This window comes from Klebsiella sp. BIGb0407, from assembly GCF_024807845.1.
Taxonomy (GTDB): Bacteria; Pseudomonadota; Gammaproteobacteria; order Enterobacterales; family Enterobacteriaceae; genus JGM124.
Window position 1 is genome coordinate 203,260 of sequence record NZ_JANUEQ010000009.1, and the last position, 21,596, is coordinate 224,855.

At 47.8% G+C, this 21,596-nt stretch carries 14 protein-coding genes, 1 rRNA gene, 1 pseudogene and 1 riboswitch; of the genes and pseudogenes, 4 read left to right on the plus strand and 12 right to left on the minus strand.

Annotation, left to right across the window (positions count from 1 at the left end):
* Window positions 1–16: 16 nt before the first annotated feature.
* Complete coding sequence (locus M2387_RS22265) at window positions 17–385, minus strand: diacylglycerol kinase (RefSeq protein WP_259052737.1); 369 nt, start codon at window positions 383–385, stop codon at window positions 17–19.
* Window positions 386–662: 277 nt separating this feature from the next.
* Here M2387_RS22265 and plsB point away from each other — a divergent pair, with 277 nt between their 5' ends.
* Window positions 663–3,110 (plus strand): glycerol-3-phosphate 1-O-acyltransferase PlsB, encoded by a 2,448-nt coding sequence (plsB, locus tag M2387_RS22270; protein WP_259052738.1) that lies wholly within the window; start codon window positions 663–665, stop codon window positions 3,108–3,110.
* Window positions 3,111–3,175: 65 nt separating this feature from the next.
* On the opposite strand, the gene M2387_RS22275 is transcribed toward plsB, so the two are convergent.
* On the minus strand, window positions 3,176–3,619 hold the full coding sequence (locus M2387_RS22275) for a winged helix-turn-helix transcriptional regulator (RefSeq protein WP_259052739.1): 444 nt from the start codon (window positions 3,617–3,619) through the stop codon (window positions 3,176–3,178).
* Window positions 3,620–3,721: 102 nt separating this feature from the next.
* Between M2387_RS22275 and M2387_RS22280 the strand changes: the two genes are divergently transcribed.
* Window positions 3,722–4,918 carry an MFS transporter gene (locus M2387_RS22280; protein ID WP_259052740.1) on the plus strand — a complete coding sequence of 399 codons (1,197 nt, stop codon included), beginning with the start codon at window positions 3,722–3,724 and terminating at the stop codon, window positions 4,916–4,918.
* A 45-nt stretch (window positions 4,919–4,963) separates the two neighbouring features.
* Here the strand turns inward: M2387_RS22280 and ubiA are convergent, their stop codons facing one another.
* The 4 genes from ubiA to pgi form a co-directional block, all read right to left on the minus strand.
* Window positions 4,964–5,836 (minus strand): 4-hydroxybenzoate octaprenyltransferase, encoded by an 873-nt coding sequence (gene ubiA, locus M2387_RS22285; RefSeq protein WP_259052741.1) that lies wholly within the window; start codon window positions 5,834–5,836, stop codon window positions 4,964–4,966.
* Window positions 5,837–5,839: 3 nt separating this feature from the next.
* The gene (gene ubiC / locus M2387_RS22290; RefSeq protein WP_259052742.1) at window positions 5,840–6,349 is read right to left on the minus strand and encodes a chorismate lyase; all 510 of its coding nucleotides are present in this window, start codon (window positions 6,347–6,349) and stop codon (window positions 5,840–5,842) included.
* A gap of 146 nt (window positions 6,350–6,495) precedes the next feature.
* Window positions 6,496–6,903, minus strand: a complete 408-nt coding sequence (gene psiE, locus M2387_RS22295) for a phosphate-starvation-inducible protein PsiE (protein WP_259052743.1) — start codon at window positions 6,901–6,903, stop codon at window positions 6,496–6,498.
* 564 nt (window positions 6,904–7,467) lie between these two features.
* Window positions 7,468–9,117, minus strand: a complete 1,650-nt coding sequence (gene pgi, locus M2387_RS22300; protein ID WP_259052744.1) for a glucose-6-phosphate isomerase — start codon at window positions 9,115–9,117, stop codon at window positions 7,468–7,470.
* Between the two features lie 236 nt (window positions 9,118–9,353).
* Window positions 9,354–9,615: riboswitch (Lysine riboswitch) on the plus strand.
* A 98-nt stretch (window positions 9,616–9,713) separates the two neighbouring features.
* Here pgi and lysC point away from each other — a divergent pair.
* Both lysC and M2387_RS22310 read left to right on the plus strand, forming a co-directional pair.
* Window positions 9,714–11,063, plus strand: a complete 1,350-nt coding sequence (lysC, locus tag M2387_RS22305) for a lysine-sensitive aspartokinase 3 (protein ID WP_259052745.1) — start codon at window positions 9,714–9,716, stop codon at window positions 11,061–11,063.
* A 130-nt stretch (window positions 11,064–11,193) separates the two neighbouring features.
* The gene (locus M2387_RS22310) at window positions 11,194–11,466 is read left to right on the plus strand and encodes a YjbD family protein (RefSeq protein WP_259052746.1); all 273 of its coding nucleotides are present in this window, start codon (window positions 11,194–11,196) and stop codon (window positions 11,464–11,466) included.
* Between the two features lie 43 nt (window positions 11,467–11,509).
* Here the strand turns inward: M2387_RS22310 and rluF are convergent, their stop codons facing one another.
* The 6 genes and pseudogenes from rluF to rrf form a co-directional block, all read right to left on the minus strand.
* Window positions 11,510–12,400 (minus strand): 23S rRNA pseudouridine(2604) synthase RluF, encoded by an 891-nt coding sequence (rluF, locus tag M2387_RS22315; RefSeq protein ID WP_259052747.1) that lies wholly within the window; start codon window positions 12,398–12,400, stop codon window positions 11,510–11,512.
* Window positions 12,401–12,472: 72 nt separating this feature from the next.
* The gene (locus M2387_RS22320) at window positions 12,473–14,104 is read right to left on the minus strand and encodes a Na/Pi cotransporter family protein (RefSeq protein WP_259052748.1); all 1,632 of its coding nucleotides are present in this window, start codon (window positions 14,102–14,104) and stop codon (window positions 12,473–12,475) included.
* A gap of 230 nt (window positions 14,105–14,334) precedes the next feature.
* Window positions 14,335–18,018 carry a methionine synthase gene (gene metH / locus M2387_RS22325; protein ID WP_259052749.1) on the minus strand — a complete coding sequence of 1,228 codons (3,684 nt, stop codon included), beginning with the start codon at window positions 18,016–18,018 and terminating at the stop codon, window positions 14,335–14,337.
* A 172-nt stretch (window positions 18,019–18,190) separates the two neighbouring features.
* The gene (gene metA / locus M2387_RS22330; RefSeq protein ID WP_259052750.1) at window positions 18,191–19,120 is read right to left on the minus strand and encodes a homoserine O-acetyltransferase MetA; all 930 of its coding nucleotides are present in this window, start codon (window positions 19,118–19,120) and stop codon (window positions 18,191–18,193) included.
* A gap of 825 nt (window positions 19,121–19,945) precedes the next feature.
* Window positions 19,946–20,533: pseudogene (locus M2387_RS25960) on the minus strand (lytic polysaccharide monooxygenase); the annotation flags it as partial.
* 975 nt (window positions 20,534–21,508) lie between these two features.
* A 5S ribosomal RNA gene (rrf, locus tag M2387_RS22340) occupies window positions 21,509–21,596 on the minus strand; the annotation flags it as partial.

Genomic DNA, 21,596 nt, shown 5'->3' on the forward strand with positions numbered 1-21,596 from the left:
GGCAGTTTTGAGAGCTCTATCGGAAATGTGCCCACAGTAACGTTCCCCAAGTGACAGCAGCCAAAATAAGCGCTATCAATACAGCAGCAGAACCCATATCTTTAGCACGCCCGGAAAGTTCATGATAATCAGTGCCAACCCGGTCAACCAGGGCCTCGATAGCACTGTTAAGGATCTCAACTATCATGACCAAAAGAACTGAGCCTATCAGTAAAATTCGGGTGACAGGAGAGACATCCAGCCAGCAAGCCAGTGCGATAGCGATAACCGTCATCACGCCTTCTTGTCGGAACGCAGCTTCATTGCGCCACGCGGCTTTTAATCCTTGCCATGAATAACCTGCTGCTTTAATGATACGTGTGATACCAGTAGCCTTACTCGCCATGAAAAGAGAACCTTTTTAAATTCCGAGCGTCAATGCTCATAGATTAAGAGCCTATCCCATCAGGCGTACATTGTGGCAGCCCGTTTAGAGTACTGCCCGGGGCCAAAATGGCAAATAGAATAGCCTGATGGGATAGGCTCTACGTTGGTAACGAAAATAATTCGAGTTACTTGTCCGCGCAGAGTAGGCTCTAAATGATCCGGCCACAGAAATTCCCCGGAGTTTCTGGTATCCTTGCGCTGTTTTTGTATCATTAACCTGAGGCTGTACATCGTCTATGTCAGGCTGGTCACGAATTTACTATAAATTACTGAGTTTACCATTACGCATTCTGGTAAAAAGTAAGTCTATCCCTGCTGATCCTATCAGCGAGCTGGGGTTGGATGCTACGCGCCCAATAATGTATGTTCTGCCTTATAATTCTAAGGCCGATATACTCACGTTACGCGCACAATGTCTGGCTCACAATCTTCCGGACCCTTTGGTTCCTCTGGAAATTGACGGCGTCTCTTTACCCCGTTACGTCTTTATCCACGGCGGGCCGCGTGTTTTCACTTATTACACGCCAAAAGAGGAGTCAATTAAGCTATTTCACGACTATCTGGATCTGCATAATCGCAACCTCGAGCTTGATGTCCAGATGGTTCCGGTTTCGGTCATGTTTGGTCGCTCACCGGGCCGTGAAAAAGGGGAAGTTAACCCTCCCTTGCGGACACTGAACGGCCTGCAGAAGTTTTTTGCCGTTTCCTGGCTGGGTCGCGATAGCTTTGTCCGCTTTTCACCGCCCGTATCACTGCGCCGTATGGCAACTGAACACGGTACAGATAAATCAATTGCACAAAAACTGGCGCGTGTCGCACGCACCCATTTTGCTCGTCAGCGTTTAGCTGCTGTCGGTCCGCGTCTGCCGGCTCGCCAGGCTCTGTTTAATAAACTTCTGGCCTCTAAGGCGATAGCCCGCGCTGTCGAAGATGAAGCCCGTAGTAAAAAAATCTCCCATGAAAAAGCGCAGCAGAATGCTATTGCGCTGATGGAAGAGATTGCCGCTAACTTCTCTTATGAAGCCGTACGCCTTTCTGACCGAATCCTCGGGCTGACATGGAACCGCTTGTATAAAGGGATCAATGTTCATAACGCAGAGCGAGTACGTCAGCTGGCACATGACGGGCATGAGATTGTCTATGTTCCCTGCCATCGCAGCCATATGGACTATTTACTGCTGTCTTATGTGCTCTATCACCAGGGTTTGGTGCCGCCGCATATTGCCGCCGGTATCAATTTGAATTTCTGGCCGGCTGGCCCGATTTTCCGCCGTCTGGGTGCCTTCTTTATTCGCCGCACCTTTAAAGGCAACAAACTCTACTCCACCGTATTCCGTGAATATCTGGGTGAGCTTTTCAGCCGCGGTTATTCAGTTGAATATTTTGTCGAAGGTGGGCGTTCTCGTACCGGCCGTTTGCTGGATCCGAAAACCGGAACGCTATCGATGACTATCCAGGCAATGTTGCGGGGTGGTACTCGCCCTATCACGCTGGTACCGATTTATATCGGCTATGAGCACGTGATGGAAGTGGGCACCTATGCCAACGAATTGCGTGGCGCAACCAAAGAAAAAGAAAGCTTTCTCCAGATGGTCCGCGGGCTGAGTAAGCTACGTAATCTGGGTCAGGGCTATGTTAACTTTGGTGAGCCACTGCCACTGATGGCCTATCTCAACCAGCATGTTCCGGAATGGCGTGACTCAATTGACCCTATTGAATCTATTCGCCCGGCATGGCTGACGCCAACGGTTAATCATATTGCCGCCGATCTGATGGTGAGAATTAATAATGCCGGGGCAGCGAACGCAATGAACTTATGTTGCACCGCTTTACTGGCCTCACGTCAGCGTTCACTGACTCGGGAACAGTTAACCGACCAGCTGAATTGTTATCTGGACTTGCTGCATAACGTTCCTTACTCACCGGATGCCACGGCTCCGACGATGAAAGCGGATGCGCTGATTGATCATGCCCTGCAGATGAATAAGTTTGAGGTAGAAAAAGATACTATCGGTGACATCATTATTCTGCCGCGTGAGCAGGCGATACTGATGACCTACTACCGCAATAACATTATGCATATGCTGGTATTACCATCGCTTATCGCCGCGATTATTACTCAGCATAACCAGATGACGCGTCAGGCATTAATAGCGCAGATAGCCGTTATTTACCCGATGTTAAAAGCCGAACTGTTCCTGCGCTGGGATGAGCAACAGCTGGCAACAGAGGTTGAGGCTTTACTGGCTGAGCTGGCACGCCAGCAACTGATCTTTATCGACGGTGATAACATCGAGGTGAATACCGCCCAGGCACTGGTGCTGGAACTGCTGGCAGCCGGGGTTCGTGAAACCTTGCAGCGCTACGCCATCACTTTCTGGCTACTCAGTACTAATCCGTCGATTAACCGCGGTACGCTGGAACGTGAAAGTCGTACTCTGGCGCAACGGTTATCAGTGCTCCACGGTATCAACGCTCCGGAATTCTTCGACAAAGCGGTATTTACCTCTCTGGTATTAACCTTGCGCGATGAAGGCTATATCAGCGATACAGGTGACGCTGAACCGGTTGAGACGATTAAGGTTTATCAGATGCTGGCAGATCTTGTGACTGCCGAAGTCCGGTTAACCATTGAAAGCGCAACCACTCAGGATAATGCTCCGGCAACCGTTGCCACGGTCTAATTTCTGAGCAGAGAAAAAAGCGGGGAAACCCGCTTTTTTCTTTTATCCTGCAATAACACCACCGCTTATATTTTTTGTACCTGAGTCATCTCAGCGCTCAGTACAATGCCCTCTTCTGTAACGGGTGCCATATAGCTCACCGGTTTACCGGTTTGTTTATCGATAAGCTGTGAATGGCGCTCATCAGGCATGAATAAGTGCAGCTCTCCCCACTGGCGCATCGCCACGATTACCGGAAACAGACTTTTCCCTCTGGCTGTGAGTACATATTCCTGATAGGAGGTACCATCTGAAGCGGCCTGCATTTCCAGCACCCCGGCGGTAACCAGTTTATGCAATCGGTCAGACAGAATGTTACGTGCCATACCCAGGTTACGCTGGAAGTCTCCGAAACGGCGAATACCGTCGAAGGCATCACGCACTATCAATAGCGACCAGCGATCGCCTACCAGGCTAACAGAGCGCGCCACAGGGCAAGGTTCATAAGGTAACGATTGATCTGCAGACATAGCAACGCCCCGATTAGATGAATAACAAGTTGCATTTTAAAACCACCTGACCTAGCATTCAACCAGTTTCATTTTGAAACTTGATTGAGTGAGAACCCGATAATGACAAAACCCTCCCGGTCTGCGCCTTTACCTGCAAGCCTGCTATGCCTGTTTGCCGTCGCCAGCGGTTTAAGTGTCGCCAGCGTTTACTATGCCCAGCCTTTACTGGATATTCTGGCGCATGATTTTGCTATCAGTCAGGCCACTATTGGCGGCGTTATCAGTGCAACACAAGCAGGCTGCGCCGTGGCACTGCTATTCCTGGTTCCGCTCGGCGATCGTATTGACAGACGTCACCTGATGGCAGGGCAGCTCTTCGCCCTGATAGTGGCTCTGGTTACTGTGGCAATGGCTCAATCGACCCTGATATTGCTGGTCGGCATGTTCGCTGTTGGCCTGCTGGGAACAGCTATGACACAGGGTCTGATTGCCTATGCAGCCAGCGCTGCGGCTCCTGAGGAGCGAGGGCATGTGGTGGGTACTGCTCAAGGTGGCGTCTTTATTGGCCTGCTACTGGCCAGAGTATTTGCCGGTGGCGTAAGTGATATTGCGGGCTGGCGCGGAGTCTATTTTACCGCTGCCGCCTTGATGCTGGCACTCGCGATACCCTTATGGCGTTATTTACCCGTTCTGGCACCTGCCACACATCGCTTAAGCTACCCACGCTTACTGGCTTCAATGCTGACATTGCTACGCCAGCAGCCCGTACTCCAGGTGCGTGGTATTCTGGCATTACTGATGTTCGCCGCCTTTAATATCTTCTGGAGCGCGCTGGTACTGCCGCTCAGCGCTCCACCTTATGATTTTTCCCATACGCTGATTGGCGCTTTTGGCTTAGTCGGCGCAGTGGGCGCTCTGGCCGCAACCCGTGCCGGGCGCTGGGCTGACAAAGGTTATAGTCAGCGTACGAGTGCCGCAGCACTAGCACTTCTGCTGCTGGCATGGTGGCCATTATCCTTAATGGAGACATCACTCTGGGCATTGGTTATCGGTATTGTCTTGCTCGATTTGGGAGGACAGGCGCTGCATGTCACTAATCAGAGCTTAATCTTTCGCACAGCGCCTGAGGCACACAGCCGGATGGTGGCTCTCTATATGCTGTTCTATGCAGCAGGCAGCGGTCTGGGCGCGATTAGCACTACCTCTATGTATGCTTATGCTGGCTGGGAGGGCGTCTGTGTACTCGGTGCAGCGGTCAGTCTGCTGGCGGGATTATTCTGGTGGTTTACGCGGGAGTTAACGCCGGATAACGCGTAGCGATAAGACAGCAAGCCGTCTGTAATAAAGACGGCTTGCTCAGCATCAAAAATGCAGGAAATTTAAAGCAATACCAATAAATAGTACTAATCCGACATAGTTGTTATTCATAAAAGCCCGGAAACATTCACTTCGTCCCCGGCCAGCAATCAGTTTTTGCTGATGAATAAATAAAGCGCCGGCCAGTAACAGAGACCAGTAAAACGCGCCATTCAACCCATTCAGTACACCAATAATTGCCATCAAAGCGATTACCGCAATTTGCAACAGACCAATAATTAACTTGTCTCTTTTGCCAAACAGGATAGCGGTGGATTTAATACCAATTTTAAGATCATCATCGCGATCAACCATGGCGTACTGAGTATCGTAAGCTACCGTCCAGCAAATATTGGCAAGAAACAGTAACCAGCATGTCAGCGGAACAGACTCACCGATAGCAGAAAAAGCCATGGGTATCGACCACCCAAAAGCTGCACCTAATACCACTTGCGGTAGATGGGTGTATCGTTTCATAAACGGATACATCCAGGCCAGGGCTAGCGCCGCTATCGATAACAGGATAGTCATGGTATTCAGCAAAAGCACCAGCAGAAAAGCGAGTAATACCAGGCCGACAAAGAGAATTTTTGCCTCTTTCTCACTAACGGCACCACTGGGCATCGGTCGCTGGGCGGTACGTTTAACATGACCGTCAAGTTTACGGTCAGCATAGTCATTGACGACACATCCGGCGGCACGCATCAGCCAGACGCCTGCCATAAAGATAGCCAGAATACTCAGCGGTGGAATACCAGGTGTTGCCAGCCACAATGCCCATAAAGTAGGCCACAATAGCAACAAGGTCCCAATCGGCTTATCGGTACGCATCAACTGGTGATAGGCCCGTAATTTTTTCTGGTTCAGACTCCACTCCATTAACTATCTTTCCTCTTTATATAACGGAGAGTTTGGCAAGAAGAGCTCGGTAAGCAATAACGGTTTACCTGACAGCCTCAAACGAGAACGGCGCCCCCATAGCGCTTCGCTGCGTCCCACCTGAATATAGTCGCGCGTTAATGAAGACGAACTAAACAGGTAACGCCCCAGCGGAGTACTGCCTAATTTCTGTAACGCCAGTTCAGGCCCCTCAAGGGTGCTTTCCGGGACGACTGTACGTGCCAGCAGCCAGGGTTCTTCGTCTCCACAAAGGACAATTTCACGAAGCCAGTAACGCGCATCTGGCGGAAGAAGGCTACCCTCTGGTAAAGAGTCATCCTGAGAGATAAAACCTTCCCGCACAATACGAACGGTAACCCGGGTGCAATATTGCTCAAAGCGCTTAGTCATCGAGTCTTCCAGCAATAACCAGTCAAGCCAGGAGGCACTTAGCTCCTGCGGAAGAGAATCGAAAAAATGTAAGGCGCGCAAAGGCGACAGCGCGTCGGTCATGAAAATATACTCCGCTACGATATCTGGCGGTATTGTAACGCAGAATAGCCTTTACAGGGCAGACAAGCAGAAAAAACGCATTGTCAGTCAACAAGCGAGGCTATCCGCTATGGATAGCCTCTGAAGCAAGAGGGGGGCTGTTACTGCTATTCGCGTTTTAATCTACCGCTATTACACAACCACAGAGTGATAACCAGTATCAGAATCGCGCCAGAGTAGATAAGGACGTCCGAAGGGGATTTATGATCAATGATTATCAGACGAACAATGGCGGTAATGCCGATATAGACAAAGTAACGCAGTGGAAAGTGGTAGCCTGACTGAAAGTATTTGACGATCAGAGCAAGAAACTCAAAGTATAAAAAGTAGACTACCAGCGCCTCAATAAACATATATTTACTGGCTTGTTCCGTCGGGGCAAACAAGACTTCCGCCATATGAATAGTCTCTTTTCCGAGAAAGATAATCAGGATCACCGCAAGCATGATTAATCCCAGATTAAGTACCACCTGTAATCCCTTCGCTATCCATTCACCGCGCGGCGTAGCTGGCATATAAAACCCCTCTAACTATAAGTGTTAAGGTGATATTACAAGCTTAAAGTGTGATCCACATCTAATTTTTTAGCTAATATGGGATTTTTATTCTTACCAGAGAAAGTCATCGACAGATCAGAGGTGGGATTACGGCCGGAATGGAAGGGAAAGGGTTTATTTGTGATGCGCGTCACAAAAATGGTTGATTCCAGATAAAATTATGTGTATATTTTGTGCATCAGGTCACAAAAATAAATTCACTTGTTTAGGATGCCATCATGAAACTGATTAATAAAATCATCAACTCCTTCAACAACATCAACGTTTCTTTCGGTACTTTTAACCTGTAAGAAATTGCTGTTGTTGTCCAAACCACAAAATAAGTGGCGCGGGCAAGCAATATGCAGACAAGAGGCCATCTGGCGTAATACTTGTCAGCAAGAAATCTAAGAAACCGCAATCTATAGAGATTGCGGTTTTTTTATGGAAAAAATCCGTAACCCCTGAGAGATTACGGATCATTGCAATACGGCAAATCGTTCAACCGACCGCTGTAAACCTTAAGCGATCGGTATCACTGTCTTATGCGCGCCATGCTTTGTAACGGTTAATCAGGCTATTGGTAGAGCTATCATGGCCTGTCACCTGCTGGTCGTTATTCAGTTCTGGCAGAATACGGCTCGCCAGCTGTTTACCCAATTCAACTCCCCACTGATCGAAGGTGAAGATGTTCAGAATCGCACCCTGAGTGAAGATTTTGTGCTCATACATCGCAATCAGTGCGCCCAGGCTAAATGGCGTGATTTCACGCAGCAAAATAGAGTTGGTCGGACGGTTACCTTCGAACACTTTAAACGGCACCACATTTTCCAGAGTCTTAGGATCTTTACCCTGAGCGGTAAATTCTTCCTCAACCACTTCACGTGACTTACCAAACGCCAGCGCTTCGGTCTGAGCAAAGAAGTTAGACAGTAATTTAGGGTGATGATCTGACAGCGGGTTATGGCTGATAGCAGGAGCGATAAAATCGCAAGGGATCAGTTTAGTACCCTGATGGATCAGCTGATAGAACGCATGCTGACCATTGGTACCTGGCTCGCCCCAAATGATAGGCCCGGTCTGGTAATCAACCGGCGCACCGGTACGGTCAACATATTTACCGTTTGATTCCATGTTACCCTGCTGGAAGTAAGCCGGGAAACGATGCATATACTGATCGTATGGCAGAATAGCTTCAGTTTCAGCACCGAAGAAATTGTTGTACCACAGACCAATCAGAGCCAGTAAAACCGGGATATTTTGCTCTGCCGGCGTTTCGGCAAAGTGTTTATCCATAGCATGAGCACCGCTCAGCAATTCAACAAAGTTGTCATAACCGACTGACAGGATAATTGACAGACCAATCGCTGACCACAGGGAGTAACGTCCACCTACCCAGTCCCAGAACTCAAACATATTCGCGGTATCAATACCGAACTCACCTACAGCCTGACCGTTAGTCGACAGGGCGGCAAAGTGTTTAGCAACATGCTGCTCATCAACCGCAGCTTTCAGGAACCAGTCACGGGCACTGTGCGCATTGGTCATGGTTTCCTGGGTAGTAAAGGTTTTAGAAGCAACCAGGAACAGCGTGGTTTCTGGATTAAGGTTTTTCAGAACCTCAACCATCTGAGTACCATCGACGTTAGAAACAAAGTGCATGTTCAGGTGATTTTTGTACGGACGCAGCGCTTCGGTGACCATGAACGGGCCCAAGTCAGAACCACCGATACCAATGTTCACTACATCAGTAATAGATTTACCGGTGTAGCCTTTCCAGCGGCCGCTGATGATATTTTCTGAGAAGGATTTCATCTTCTCAAGTACCGCATTCACTTCTGGCATCACATCTTTGCCGTCAACCACAATAGGCGTGTTGCTGCGGTTACGTAATGCGACATGCAGGACCGCACGGTCTTCAGTACGGTTAATTTTTTCGCCAGCATACATAGATTTGATGGCACTTTGCAGATCGGTTTCTTTCGCCAGAGCCTGAAGTTTCTCAAGAGTTTCAGTGGTAATGCGGTTTTTAGAGAAGTCGACCAGGATGGAATCATCGAAGGTGGCAGAGAATTTTGCGAAACGATCGTTATCTTGCGCAAATAACTCAGCAAGGGTGACATCTTTAAGTTCTTCGTAGTGATCCTGAAGTGACTGCCAGGCTTTGGTATGCGTTGGGTTGATGTTTTTCATAGCAATACTCGTGTGATTTAAGAATCGGAACTCTTTTGATTGTAACGTCTACTGGCAAAAATTGTGACGCTTTTCATATTCACTTTGTGTGTTATCTATTTCAAATTAACATGTCAAAGTATAGGTACTATTAGTTATATTCCTATTCCCTCCCTGTCGATAAATAATCCGTATAATCCCGGCGTTGACATCCCCCCTATTAACCTTTATTTATTAAGGCCTAACCTGTGCTTGCACAGGCCAGAAGAGGCGCGTTACCCAGGTAATATATCGTAGGAGCCAATCCCGTGATGATATATGAGGGGGAGTAACGCCGAGATGATGCAACGCATGGCAACGTCCATCATCGGCCACAGGGGCTGAATCCTCTGGGTTGTCACCCTGAATGTTCGTTAACGGGCATTCTATACCCAAGCAACTTGAAGTATGACGGGTATATAACCGACTTATTAAGTCCACGACCTGAGTCGGTCTACAAGGTGGAGCACTTCTGGGTGAATCCGTAGTTGTCTGCGTCCACCCCGTATAAAGCTCTTTCCTTGTGCCAAGGCTGAATAATTTTTGCCAGAAATCTGGCACCCTGACACGAGGTAGTTATGTCTCAAATAGTAGTCGCCAAATTTGGTGGTACCAGCGTTGCCAATTTCGAGGCGATGAATCGCAGTGCCGATGTTGTTCTCTCCGACGATAACGTTCGCGTTGTCGTGCTGTCTGCCTCCGCAGGCGTGACCAATTTACTGGTTGCTCTGGCTGAAGGACTTGAGCCTGACGCTCGTCTGGACAGCATCGATACGCTGCGTAAGATTCAGTACAACATTATTGAGCATCTTGATCAGCCACAGGTCATCAGTGAAGAGATTGATCGCCTGCTTGAAAATATTTCGACTCTGGCGGAAGCCGCTTCTCTGGCAACCTCTAACGCATTAACCGACGAACTGGTCAGCCACGGTGAACTGATGTCCACCCTGCTGTTCGTTGAAATTATGCGTCAACGAGATATTAATGCTCAGTGGTTTGACGTGCGTAAAGTGATGCGCACCAGCGATCGCTTTGGCCGCGCTGAACCCGATGTTGCTACCCTCGGCCAACTGGTTGCTCAACATTTAGCGCCACATTTATCCGCATCACTGGTGATTACCCAGGGCTTTATCGGTAGCGAAGAAAAAGGACGTACTACGACTCTGGGTCGTGGTGGCAGCGACTATACTGCAGCCTTACTGGGTGAAGCACTCCATGCTGCACGGGTTGATATCTGGACAGATGTTCCGGGAATTTATACCACCGATCCGCGTGTGGTTTCTGCAGCCAAGCGTATCGACAGAATTGCTTTTGAAGAAGCGGCTGAAATGGCCACTTTTGGCGCCAAGGTTTTACATCCTGCAACACTGATGCCTGCCGTACGCAGTGATATTCCGGTGTTCGTGGGTTCAAGTAAAGACCCGGCCGCAGGTGGAACCCTGGTGTGTAACAAGACGGAGAACCCACCACTTTTCCGTGCTCTGGCCCTGCGTCGTAAGCAGACCCTGCTGACATTGCATAGCCTGAATATGCTGCACTCACGTGGTTTTCTCGTTGAAGTATTCACGGTTCTGGCTCGCCACAATATTTCCGTGGACTTGATTACCACTTCAGAAGTCAGCGTCGCCCTGACACTGGATACTACCGGTTCAACGTCCACCGGTGACAGTCTGCTGACCTCCGCACTGCTGACCGAACTGTCTGCTCTGTGCCGTGTTGAAGTGGAAGAGAACCTGGCTCTGGTCGCGATTATCGGTAACAACCTGTCTAAGGCTTGTGGTGTAGGAAAAGAAGTGTTTGGTGTACTTGAGCCCTTCAATATCCGTATGATTTGCTATGGCGCATCCAGCTATAACCTGTGTTTCCTGGTTCCGGGAAATGATGCCGAGAAAGTCGTGCAAGAGCTGCATCGTAATCTGTTTGAATAATAATCAGCGACAGAAATACATAACAGAAGGCCGAACATCAGTTCGGCCTTTTATTTTTCCACTCCACCAGCAGCACAAACTAACGATTGGTGCTATTTTGGTATGGAGAGTTCTCTAAGAGGTCGTACAGATGTCCATAGTCAGACTGACACAGAAAGATATGACGGAAAGGGAGCAGCGTGAACTAAAAACGTTGCTGGATCGCGCGCGCATTGCTCAGGGTCGTCCATTGACCAACTCAGAAACGAACCAGGTAAAAAAAGAATATATTGATAAACTGATGGCCGAACGTGAGTTAGTTGCAAAAAAAGCTCGTCAGATTAAAAAGAAAACCGCATTAAAACCAGACACTTCAGCCACATATTCATGGTCAGCCAATAATCACACACGCGGAAAACGATGATTCACCAGAGAGGGGGAATCTATTCGCTCCCCTCTCTTGCCTGTCAGCGACCTTTCTTTTTCCGCCCAGGCTCCGTAAAACGTTTACGTGATGCTAGCTCAGCCGGGGTCTTGGCCATATTTTTCGCACCACTGGCAGCCGTTTTTTTTACCACTGAAGCGGTGGTTTTAGTTTTAGCTTTTGCTTTAGCGGGTTTCGCCGCTTTGTCTTCCGAGCTGGAATCTTCAATCAGCTTAAATAACTCAACTAACTCATCATCACTCAAGTCACGCCATTCCCCGAGAGGAAGCCCCGAAATACCCACATTCATAATACGTGTGCGTTCCAGTTTGGTGACTTCATAGCCAAAATGTTCGCACATACGGCGGATTTGACGGTTAAGTCCCTGTACCAGCGTAATACGGAAGACAAAAGGCGCTTCTTTTTTAACTTTGCATTTCTTGGTGACGGTCCCGAGAATAGGTACACCCCGCCCCATACCAAGAATAAATTCATCAGTGACCAGTTTATTCACCGTCACCAGGTACTCTTTTTCGTGGTCATTGCCAGCGCGAAGGATTTTATTGACCAGGTCACCGTGGTTGGTCAGAAAAATCAGCCCCTGAGAGTCTTTATCAAGACGTCCGATCGGGAAGACACGTTTACTGTGATTCACAAAATCAACAATATTATCGCGCTCACCGTCTTCCGTGGTGCTCACAATACCCACCGGTTTATTCAGCGCAATCAGGACTAAATCGTCAGCCTGGCGAGGTTCGATGAGCTGACCATTCACTTTTACGCTATCGCCAGCCAGTACCTGATCGCCAATTTTGGCACGCTTACCGTTAATGAAAACCAGTCCCTGCTCGATAAAACGATCGGCATCACGACGCGAGCAAATCCCGCTCTCGCTAATATATTTATTAAGACGAATAGATGAATCAGTCAGCATGGTTCCTCCACAAAAACAGGACTATACCTTACCCGTTGAGCCTTGCGAACAGGATTGGCAAACATTGTGTAATTAATCACTGTCACGCTCATCATCTTCATCTGGCTGGTTCATTACGCTGTAGGCAACCGTACAGAACAGGGAGTTCAGTCGATTCATATCTCCCAGTAAGCCTAAGTGTAGTGAACTGGTTTCAATACTCTGGACGTTTTGCTGATGCAGGCGGTCAACATGAGCATGAGAATAGCGACGATTCATGATGCGAAAACGGTGTTTATTCCGTCGTAATCTCCGGGCACTGTTAATATCTCTGGAGAAAAAGACAGACATACTGAGCTGTAAATTGCTGAGCAGCTGCTGATACAGACTATCCAGCTCCTTCAATCCCTCGGCAGAAAAAGCACGACGTGCCGCCAGTGATTTATCCGCCACAGCACTCCCCATACGTTCGATGATATCTGACGCCTGTTCGAGGTTAAGCGAAATTTCAATTATCTCAGCCCAGCGCTGTGACTCCTCTTCAGATAAACCGTCCCTTGGCATCTGGGCCAGGTAGAGTTTAATCCCGGTATAGAGAATATTGACATCATCAGCCAGTTTACGGAGCTCTTTTTCCTCACGGAGTTCACCATGGACCACCTTACGCCAGCTATCCAGCATTTGCTCCAGTACATCGCCCATTCTCAGGGTTTCACGCGTCGCATTAACCAACCCCAGAGCCGGTATTTCAAGGTCTGTAGGATCCAGATGTTTAAGCTTCATCCGGGTGTCGGTTTCCGGTGTTTCACTGATAACTCGCCGACAAAAACGGGCCATCGGCTCGGCAAAAGGCACCATTGCAAGACAGCGAATCAGGTTATAAAACACATGAAAATAAATTACCAAATCAGCCTGACCAAGAGGGATACGTTGCATTTGTGTCGCCAGCACATGAACAAAGGGCAGAACTATCACGCCCCCCACCAGCTTAAATAGAAAACTTCCCAGCGCAACTCGACGAGCAGCCGCATTCGCCGCGCTGTTATTAATCATTGCCAGTAAACCAGAACCCAGGTTCGCCCCAATCACCAGACATAATGCAACGTCAAAAGAGATGATGCCGGTTGCCGTCAGTGTGGCGGTCAGCAGTACCGCAGCAAGGCTGGAATAGGTGATGATGGCAAATATTGCCCCGATCAGGGCATCAAGCATGATGTCTCCTGTCAGGGAAGCAAAAATGACTTTGATTCCTGAGGCCTGAGTAATAGGCGTCACCGCGGTGACGATCAGTTCAAGAGCCAGTAATACTAATCCCAGACCAATGCCAACTCGTCCCAATTGCCCGATACGGCTCTGCTTACGGCTAAGAAAAATAATGACGCCAACAAAAATCAGCAATGGCGAAAGCCAGGAGAGATCAAAGGTAAGCACACGCGCCATCAGTGCGGTACCAACATCTGCGCCAAGAACAATGACCAGGGCAGGTGTCAGCGCAACCAAGTCCTGGGCAACAAAAGATGTCACCAGCATAGTGGTGGCATTACTACTCTGTACCAGTGCAGTCACACCGATCCCTGCGCAAAAAGCGACGGGTTTCTTTTCTACGCTACGGCTCAATACACTGCGTAGATTTGCCCCGTACACGCGCATGATCCCGGTACGAACAATATGAGTGCCCCACACTAACAGAGCGACGGCAGAAAGTAGGTGCAACAAAGTTAACACGGATTCAAATCCTCCTTATATTTCTGGCTATTCCTGATAAAACTGTTTTTACACCCTCAGTATAAAGGGTTTAGTACAAGAAAGAGACAAGACTCTGGAAAGGGTGTTTTGGAAAGATATCTTGATTCACAACAGTACAACTGGGGTTGTATCACTCGCTAAAAACCAAGGGGAAGCAATATTTCCCCTTGGTGATTATATCTAAATTAACAGGTTCAACTCAATATAGATTAATCCGCATCATAACCGAGATTCGGGGCAAGCCAGCGCTCAACCTCACTGATACTCATCCCCTTGCGCCGGGCATAGTCTTCAACCTGGTCACGCTGAATTTGGGCAACCGCGAAGTATTTACTTTCCGGGTGACTGAAATACCAGCCAGCAACCGAGGCTCCAGGCCACATGGCATAGGACTCGGTTAACTGCATACCCGTCACTTGCTCGACTCCCAGCAATTCCCAGATAGCCGCTTTTTCAGTATGTTCCGGGCAAGCCGGATAACCAGGGGCCGGGCGGATACCTTGATAATTCTCGCGGATCAGGTCTTCATTGCTGAGATTTTCATCCGAAGCATAGCCCCAGTAAACCTTACGTACCTGCTCATGGAGATATTCAGCAAAAGCTTCTGCCAGACGGTCAGCAACCGCTTTTATCATGATTTTATTATAATCATCATGCTGAGCATCATAAGCCTCTGCAAGGGCATCTTCCTCCATTCCGCCAGTTACGGCGAAGGCACCAATATAGTCTGCTCTGCCACTTTCTTTTGGCGCCACAAAATCGGCCAGGCAGTAGTTGGCAAAATCTGTCTTCTCTGTCTGCTGGCGTAAATGATGGCCGACGACCAGCACCTCTTCGCGAGTTTCATCCCGATAGATTTCAACATCATCGTCAACCCGGTTTGCCGGAAAGAGTCCCATAACACCACGAGGAACCAGTGTTTTGGTGTTGTGCAGCATATCAAGCAACTCATTGGCATCATGGAACAGCCGCTTAGCCTCTTCACCGACGACTTCATCTTCCAGAATACGTGGATACTTGCCCGCCAGGGACCAGGTCATAAAGAAGGGGGTCCAGTCGATATACGGACGTAGTGTCTCGATATCGGCGACGACTTCTTGCACTCCCAGTTGCTGTGCGACAGGTGGTGTATAAGCCGCCCAGTCAAATGCTGAAGCATTAGCACGCGCAGCCGGTAATGAGACCGGAGGCGTACGGGGCTTTTTACGGGCATGCTGGATACGGACAGTTTCGTACTCTTTACGCATCCGGGCAACAAAGTCATCTCGCTGCGTATCTGAAAGCAGAGATGATACTACACCCACAGTACGTGAAGCATTCTGCACATATACCGTCGGGCCACTGTAATTCTGTTCGATTTTAACTGCGGTATGGGCTTTTGAGGTGGTCGCGCCACCGATCAGTAACGGAATAGTAAAGCCCTGGCGTTCCATCTCTTTCGCCACATTGACCATTTCATCCAGTGATGGGGTTATCAGACCGGATAAACCAATTAAATCGGCATTCAGTTCTCGCGCTGTTCTGAGGATTTTTTCCGCAGGAACCATGACACCGAGATCGATGATTTCATAGTTATTACATTGCAGGACCACACCAACAATATTTTTACCGATATCGTGTACATCGCCTTTTACAGTGGCAATAACCATTTTACCGTTGGTACGCCCTTTCTCTTTGCTGGCTTCGATATAGGGCTCAAGATAGGCGACCGCTTGCTTCATCACACGCGCCGACTTAACCACCTGTGGCAGGAACATTTTTCCTTCACCAAACAGGTCACCCACCACATTCATACCTGCCATCAGCGGGCCTTCAATCACTTCAATCGGGCGACTGACTTGCTGGCGCGCTTCTTCCGTATCGGACTCAATAAATTCGGTGATCCCTTTAACCAGAGCATACTCCAGACGCTTCTGCACTTCCCAGCTCCGCCACTCGGCCTGCTGGGCATTCGCGCTGTCATCACTTTTGCTGCCCCGATAACGCTCGGCTAAATCCAGCAGGCGTTCGGTACCGTCATCACGACGATTCAGAACGACATCTTCCACCGCTTCCCGTAGCTCTGTCGGGAGATCGTCATAAATCGCCAGCTGTCCGGCGTTAACAATTCCCATATCCATGCCATTACGTATCGCGTAATACAGGAACACCGCATGAATAGCTTCGCGAACCGGATCATTACCACGGAATGAGAAAGATACGTTCGAGACACCACCGGAAATCATGGCATGGGGGAGTTCACGCTTGATATCTTCACAGGCACCAATAAAGTCCTGGGCATAGTTATTATGTTCTTCAATACCTGTGGCAACGGCAAAGATATTGGGGTCGAAGATAATATCTTCTGGCGGAAAACCAACCTCTTCAGTAAGAATTTTATAGGCGCGACGGCAAATTTCAATCTTACGCTCGCGGGTATCGGCCTGGCCCGTCTCATCAAATGCCATCACGACCATGGCAGCACCATAACGACGAACCAGTTTTGCATGATGCGTAAATGCTTCAACCCCTTCTTTCATCGAGACGGAGTTAACGATGCCTTTACCCTGGATGCATTTCAGCCCTTTTTCGATAACTTCCCATTTTGAGGAGTCAATCATAATCGGGACACGGGCAATATCGGGCTCACCGGCTATCAGGTTCAGGAAACGAACCATTGCAGCTTCGGCATCCAGCATCCCCTCATCCATATTGATATCGATGATTTGGGCACCGCTTTCTACCTGCTGTAGAGCGACTTCCAGCGCTTCGTTATATTTTTCTTCTTTGATCAGACGTTTAAATTTGGCCGAGCCGGTCACGTTGGTTCTTTCCCCAACGTTCACAAACAAACTGTCGGCACCAATATTCAGTGGCTCCAGCCCCGCGAGTCGGCAGGCAACCGGTAAATCAGGTAACTGACGTGGCGCAACCCCTGCAACTGCCTGACTCATAGCGGCAATATGTTCAGGTGTGGTTCCGCAACAGCCGCCGATAATATTCAGGAAGCCAGCATTAGCCCACTCACCGACTTGCTCTGCCATGGTCGCAGCATCAAGATCATATTCACCAAAAGCATTAGGGAGCCCGGCATTAGGGTGTGCGGTAACATAGCTCTCAGAGATACGTGACAGTTCGGCCACATACTGACGTAACTCATCAGGCCCCAGCGCACAGTTAAGTCCAAATGTCAGGGCATCCGCATGGCGCAGGGAGTTATAAAATGCTTCTGTGGTTTGTCCGGAAAGCGTACGTCCGGAAGCATCAGTGATGGTCCCGGAAATCATGATAGGTAACTCAATACCCAGCGCATCAAACTCCGCTTTGACCCCGAAGATAGCCGCTTTGGCATTCAGGGTATCAAAGATGGTTTCGATCATAATCAAGTCAGCGCCGCCTTTGACCAGGGCACGCGTTGACTCACGATAGGCTTCAACCAGTTGATCAAAAGTCACGTTACGGAATGCCGGATCGTTAACATCAGGCGAAATCGAGGCGGTACGGTTGGTCGGGCCCAGTACTCCCGCGACATAACGCGGTTTTTCAGGGGTACGTGCCGTCCATTCATCAGCACAAGCACGCGCTAATCTGGCAGCTTCGTAGTTAATCTCTGCCGACAGGGACTCCATCTGGTAATCCGCCATCGCAATGGTTGTCGAGTTAAAGGTATTGGTTTCGACAATATCTGCCCCGGCAGCAAAGTAAGCAGAGTGAATTTCGGCTATCGTTTCAGGCTTACTGAGTACCAGTAAGTCGTTGTTACCTTTCAGGTCACAGGGCCATTGCGCAAAACGCTCTCCCCGGAAATCACTTTCATCAAAACGATAGCCCTGGATCATGGTACCCATACCACCATCCAGCACCAGGATACGCTCGCTTAGCTGACGTTTTAATTCTTCTACTTTGTTACTCAACTCAGAACTCCTGGTGTTTATCTGGCAAGGTACAGATCCGGCTATCATGGTATCTGTACTCTGAAGTGATTATCTGGGGATGAAAAGACCTACATATCATACTGTCATATATCGCAGCAGGCTAAAAGCGATGAAGTCTTTTCACCGCTTCGTTAGTCTTTATGTGAAGGGCTTAGTCGAGCGTAGGATTCATATGACGTAAGTCGAATGGCGTTATCTGGTAAACATAATAATTCAGCCAGTTAGTAAACAATAAATTACCGTGGCTGCGCCAGGTTCCACGCGGTGTATTCGCCGGATTATTATCAGGGAAGTAGTTATAAGGTATTTCTGGCTCAAGCCCGGCTTCCAGGTCACGGAAATACTCACCGGACAAGGTCAACGCATCGTATTCCGGATGGCCGGTAACAAAGGCAATACGTTTGTCTTTGCTGGCAAACAGATAGGCGTCGCCACTTTCAGACTCAGCAAAGATCTCAAGATCGGTATGATTACGAATTAAATCTGCCGGGAAGTCTGCATAGCGTGAATGGGGAGCAAGAAACGAGTCATCAAATCCGCGGGTGAACAGTGCATGTGGGTGGCTGATATTATGTTTATAAATGCCAGAGAGCTTTTCATTACGCGTTTGTTTTGGGATACCGTAGAGGATATTGAGTGCCGCCTGTACGGCCCAACAGACAAAGAGTGTTGAGGTAACATGATCTTTTGCCCACAGCAGTATCTGTTGGATTTGCGGCCAGTAAGCCACATCATTAAATTCAACGAGTCCCAGTGGCGCACCGGTCACAATTAATCCGTCGAAGTTATCGTCTTTGATATCGTCAAAGTTGCAGTAAAAATTATTGAGATGCTCGGTCGGCGTATTACGTGATTCACGCGCATCGATACGTAATAGCTGTATATCAACCTGCAATGGCGAGTTAGAGAGCAAACGCAGAAACTGATTCTCCGTCTCAATTTTTTTCGGCATCAGATTCAGTATCAGTACCTTCAGTGGACGGATTTCCTGATTGCTCGCACGCGATGTTGTCATAACAAAGACATTTTCTTCGCGCAGAAAATTGACGGCAGGTAACTCGTCTAGCACCCGAATCGGCATAACCTTATATCCTCAAAGCATACGTTTAAACGTTTAGACATCCAGATGCCTAACAATATCGAGTTTACCCGATGATGTCGAGCTTATCGCCTAAAGGTGAAAATGTTTCATTTAAAGAACATATTTTTTTATGTAATGCGTCAGGATTTCCACAGGCGGTTTGAAATATAACGGGGGATGCAGAAAGTTTGGTACCGCCACGCAGAACCTGTACACCGAATCATGTACAGGCTCAAGCGCCTCAACCAGGTGACCAGCCAAGCCATATTTAATAAATCACTTGTTTCAATTCAGTAAAATCCAGGCTGACTCCCAGGCAAAACCAACACCGGGTTCATATTGGTTTGCGGTAGGAGACCATTGATAACAATAACTACTGTATGGGAAAGGCCTGCACTGATAGAGCCTGTTGTCTTTTGGCTGGAGAACTATCGTACCAGCGGTATAAGATGCAAAATTATCCGGGAATACATAATCATATCCCTGCACCTGAGTTAACCCCGGAATCTGAATATCTTGTTCTAATACTTTAGATTCTGTACCTGCTATCACATTCACTTTGACTTTATCTTCTTGTGCATTATCTTTTTTGTTAATCGTAAAACGACTATAGTTGTCTGAAATAGAGATTTGCTGCGCATTTTGTGGGAATGACCAAGTATATTCTGGTTTTGAAGAAGGAGAGGTATTCGATTTAACCTCTAAACGATAAGATACATTATTACCATTATCTTGTTGAGATTTAGATAAACTCGCTTCAGTTATAAATTGTTGATCCTTATTATCGTTGCTATTTCCATTACCTCCCCCCTCTGTACCCGTACTTGTCATATTCGCATCAATAACTTGATAAAAGGCATTCCCTGTATCGGCTATATCCCAGACCCCAAGAATAACCTGATACCCTGTACGATCCGGAACATTACATTCGATTCTCACATTACTGGCTGGCACCCTACCATTATCAAATTGTTCACAGAATGGCGTTAAATCAAAATCAGCCCTAACCAGAGGTTTATTTGGATCCCAATTTTGCTTAGTAATAAAAAAACGCCATGATGTCGTGCTATGAGCCGCAGTTAATGTCCAGGAAAAGGTATTAACTCCACTCTCTACTGGGTATTTATACCATCGTTCAGATGTCTGCTCATTTAATGCATTAAAAGTCGAATTACCACCGCTTGCAATTTTCCCATCTGCTGGGCCGCGTTCAGGAAATCCTTTAAGTCCCTCAACTGATTGAGGTTCATATTGAACTGGGCCGCAATTTTTATTTAAATTGCCTCCTGAACCAGAACAAAGAAATGCTCTACTCGGAGGAGAGTCTATAAAACCATGTCTGGGTAAATTCTCTGCAAAGACATGAGCTGAGGTTATCAGGAACAATGAAGGTATAATATATTTAATGTTCATATATAGCTGTCCTTTTATCTTAGAGAAAGATTTAATTATAAATATGAACTGTATTTTTCTAATAAATATCCTTATTTTTATTTTTTGTTTTTCGAAAACCCAGGAAAGAAACAGAATTCATGACTACATAATATAATCATGAAAGAACTTAATACTTATTCACCATATAAAGTAAAAACTAATTTATTAAATAATTTAACCTGGGATTTTTATATTTATTTTAAAAAATAAAAATCACATGACGAACATTTGAGATATAAAATAAATTTACGGGCAGGATCGGTAACGCATCGAATGGAATAAATTAATAATACAATTATCTATCATGCCATAATATATAAAGCAATATATTTATGATGAAAAAACAAGCACCATCGCAAAACTATCGAATAGACGCACTCATTCAGCTAAGCCGCATACCGCTGCATGTTCACTCCCCGCCCGCATTTGCCGCCTTGTCTCAGCGTAAAATCCTGCGGACTACGATTCGATTCAGAGGACATTTTTCTGGAATTCTACGGCGGGTTACCTGAATAATTCGTATTTCCTGCAGGCGCCAGGGGAATTTCACTGATGAGCATACATCGGTATGTGATTCGGTGAAATTTACGCAGGCAACACCCAGGAAATGCGAATTATGACGGGTAACGCAAAAAACCCCAGTCTTTCGACTGGGGTTCCTGCTTATTTGATGCCTGGCAGTTCCTTCTCTCGCATGGGGAGACCCCACACGTTTCACTTCTGAGTTCGGCATGGGGCGGTGGGACCACCGCGCTAAAGCCGCCCGTCCTTTGTCTTTTACCCTGATACCGCGCTGGCTGCACTCGGTTAGTTCAGTCACATACTGAAGTATGCTCCCTCATAACCTCCCTTGCCGCCTTGTCTCAGCGCAAAATCCTGCAGACGATGAGTATTTTCCAGTATTCAGAACGCAAAAAACCCCAGTCTTTCGACTGGGGTTCTTGCTTATTTGATGCCTGGCAGTTCCCTACTCTCGCATGGGGAGACCCCACACTACCATCGGCGCTACGGCGTTTCACTTCTGAGTTCGGCATGGGGTCAG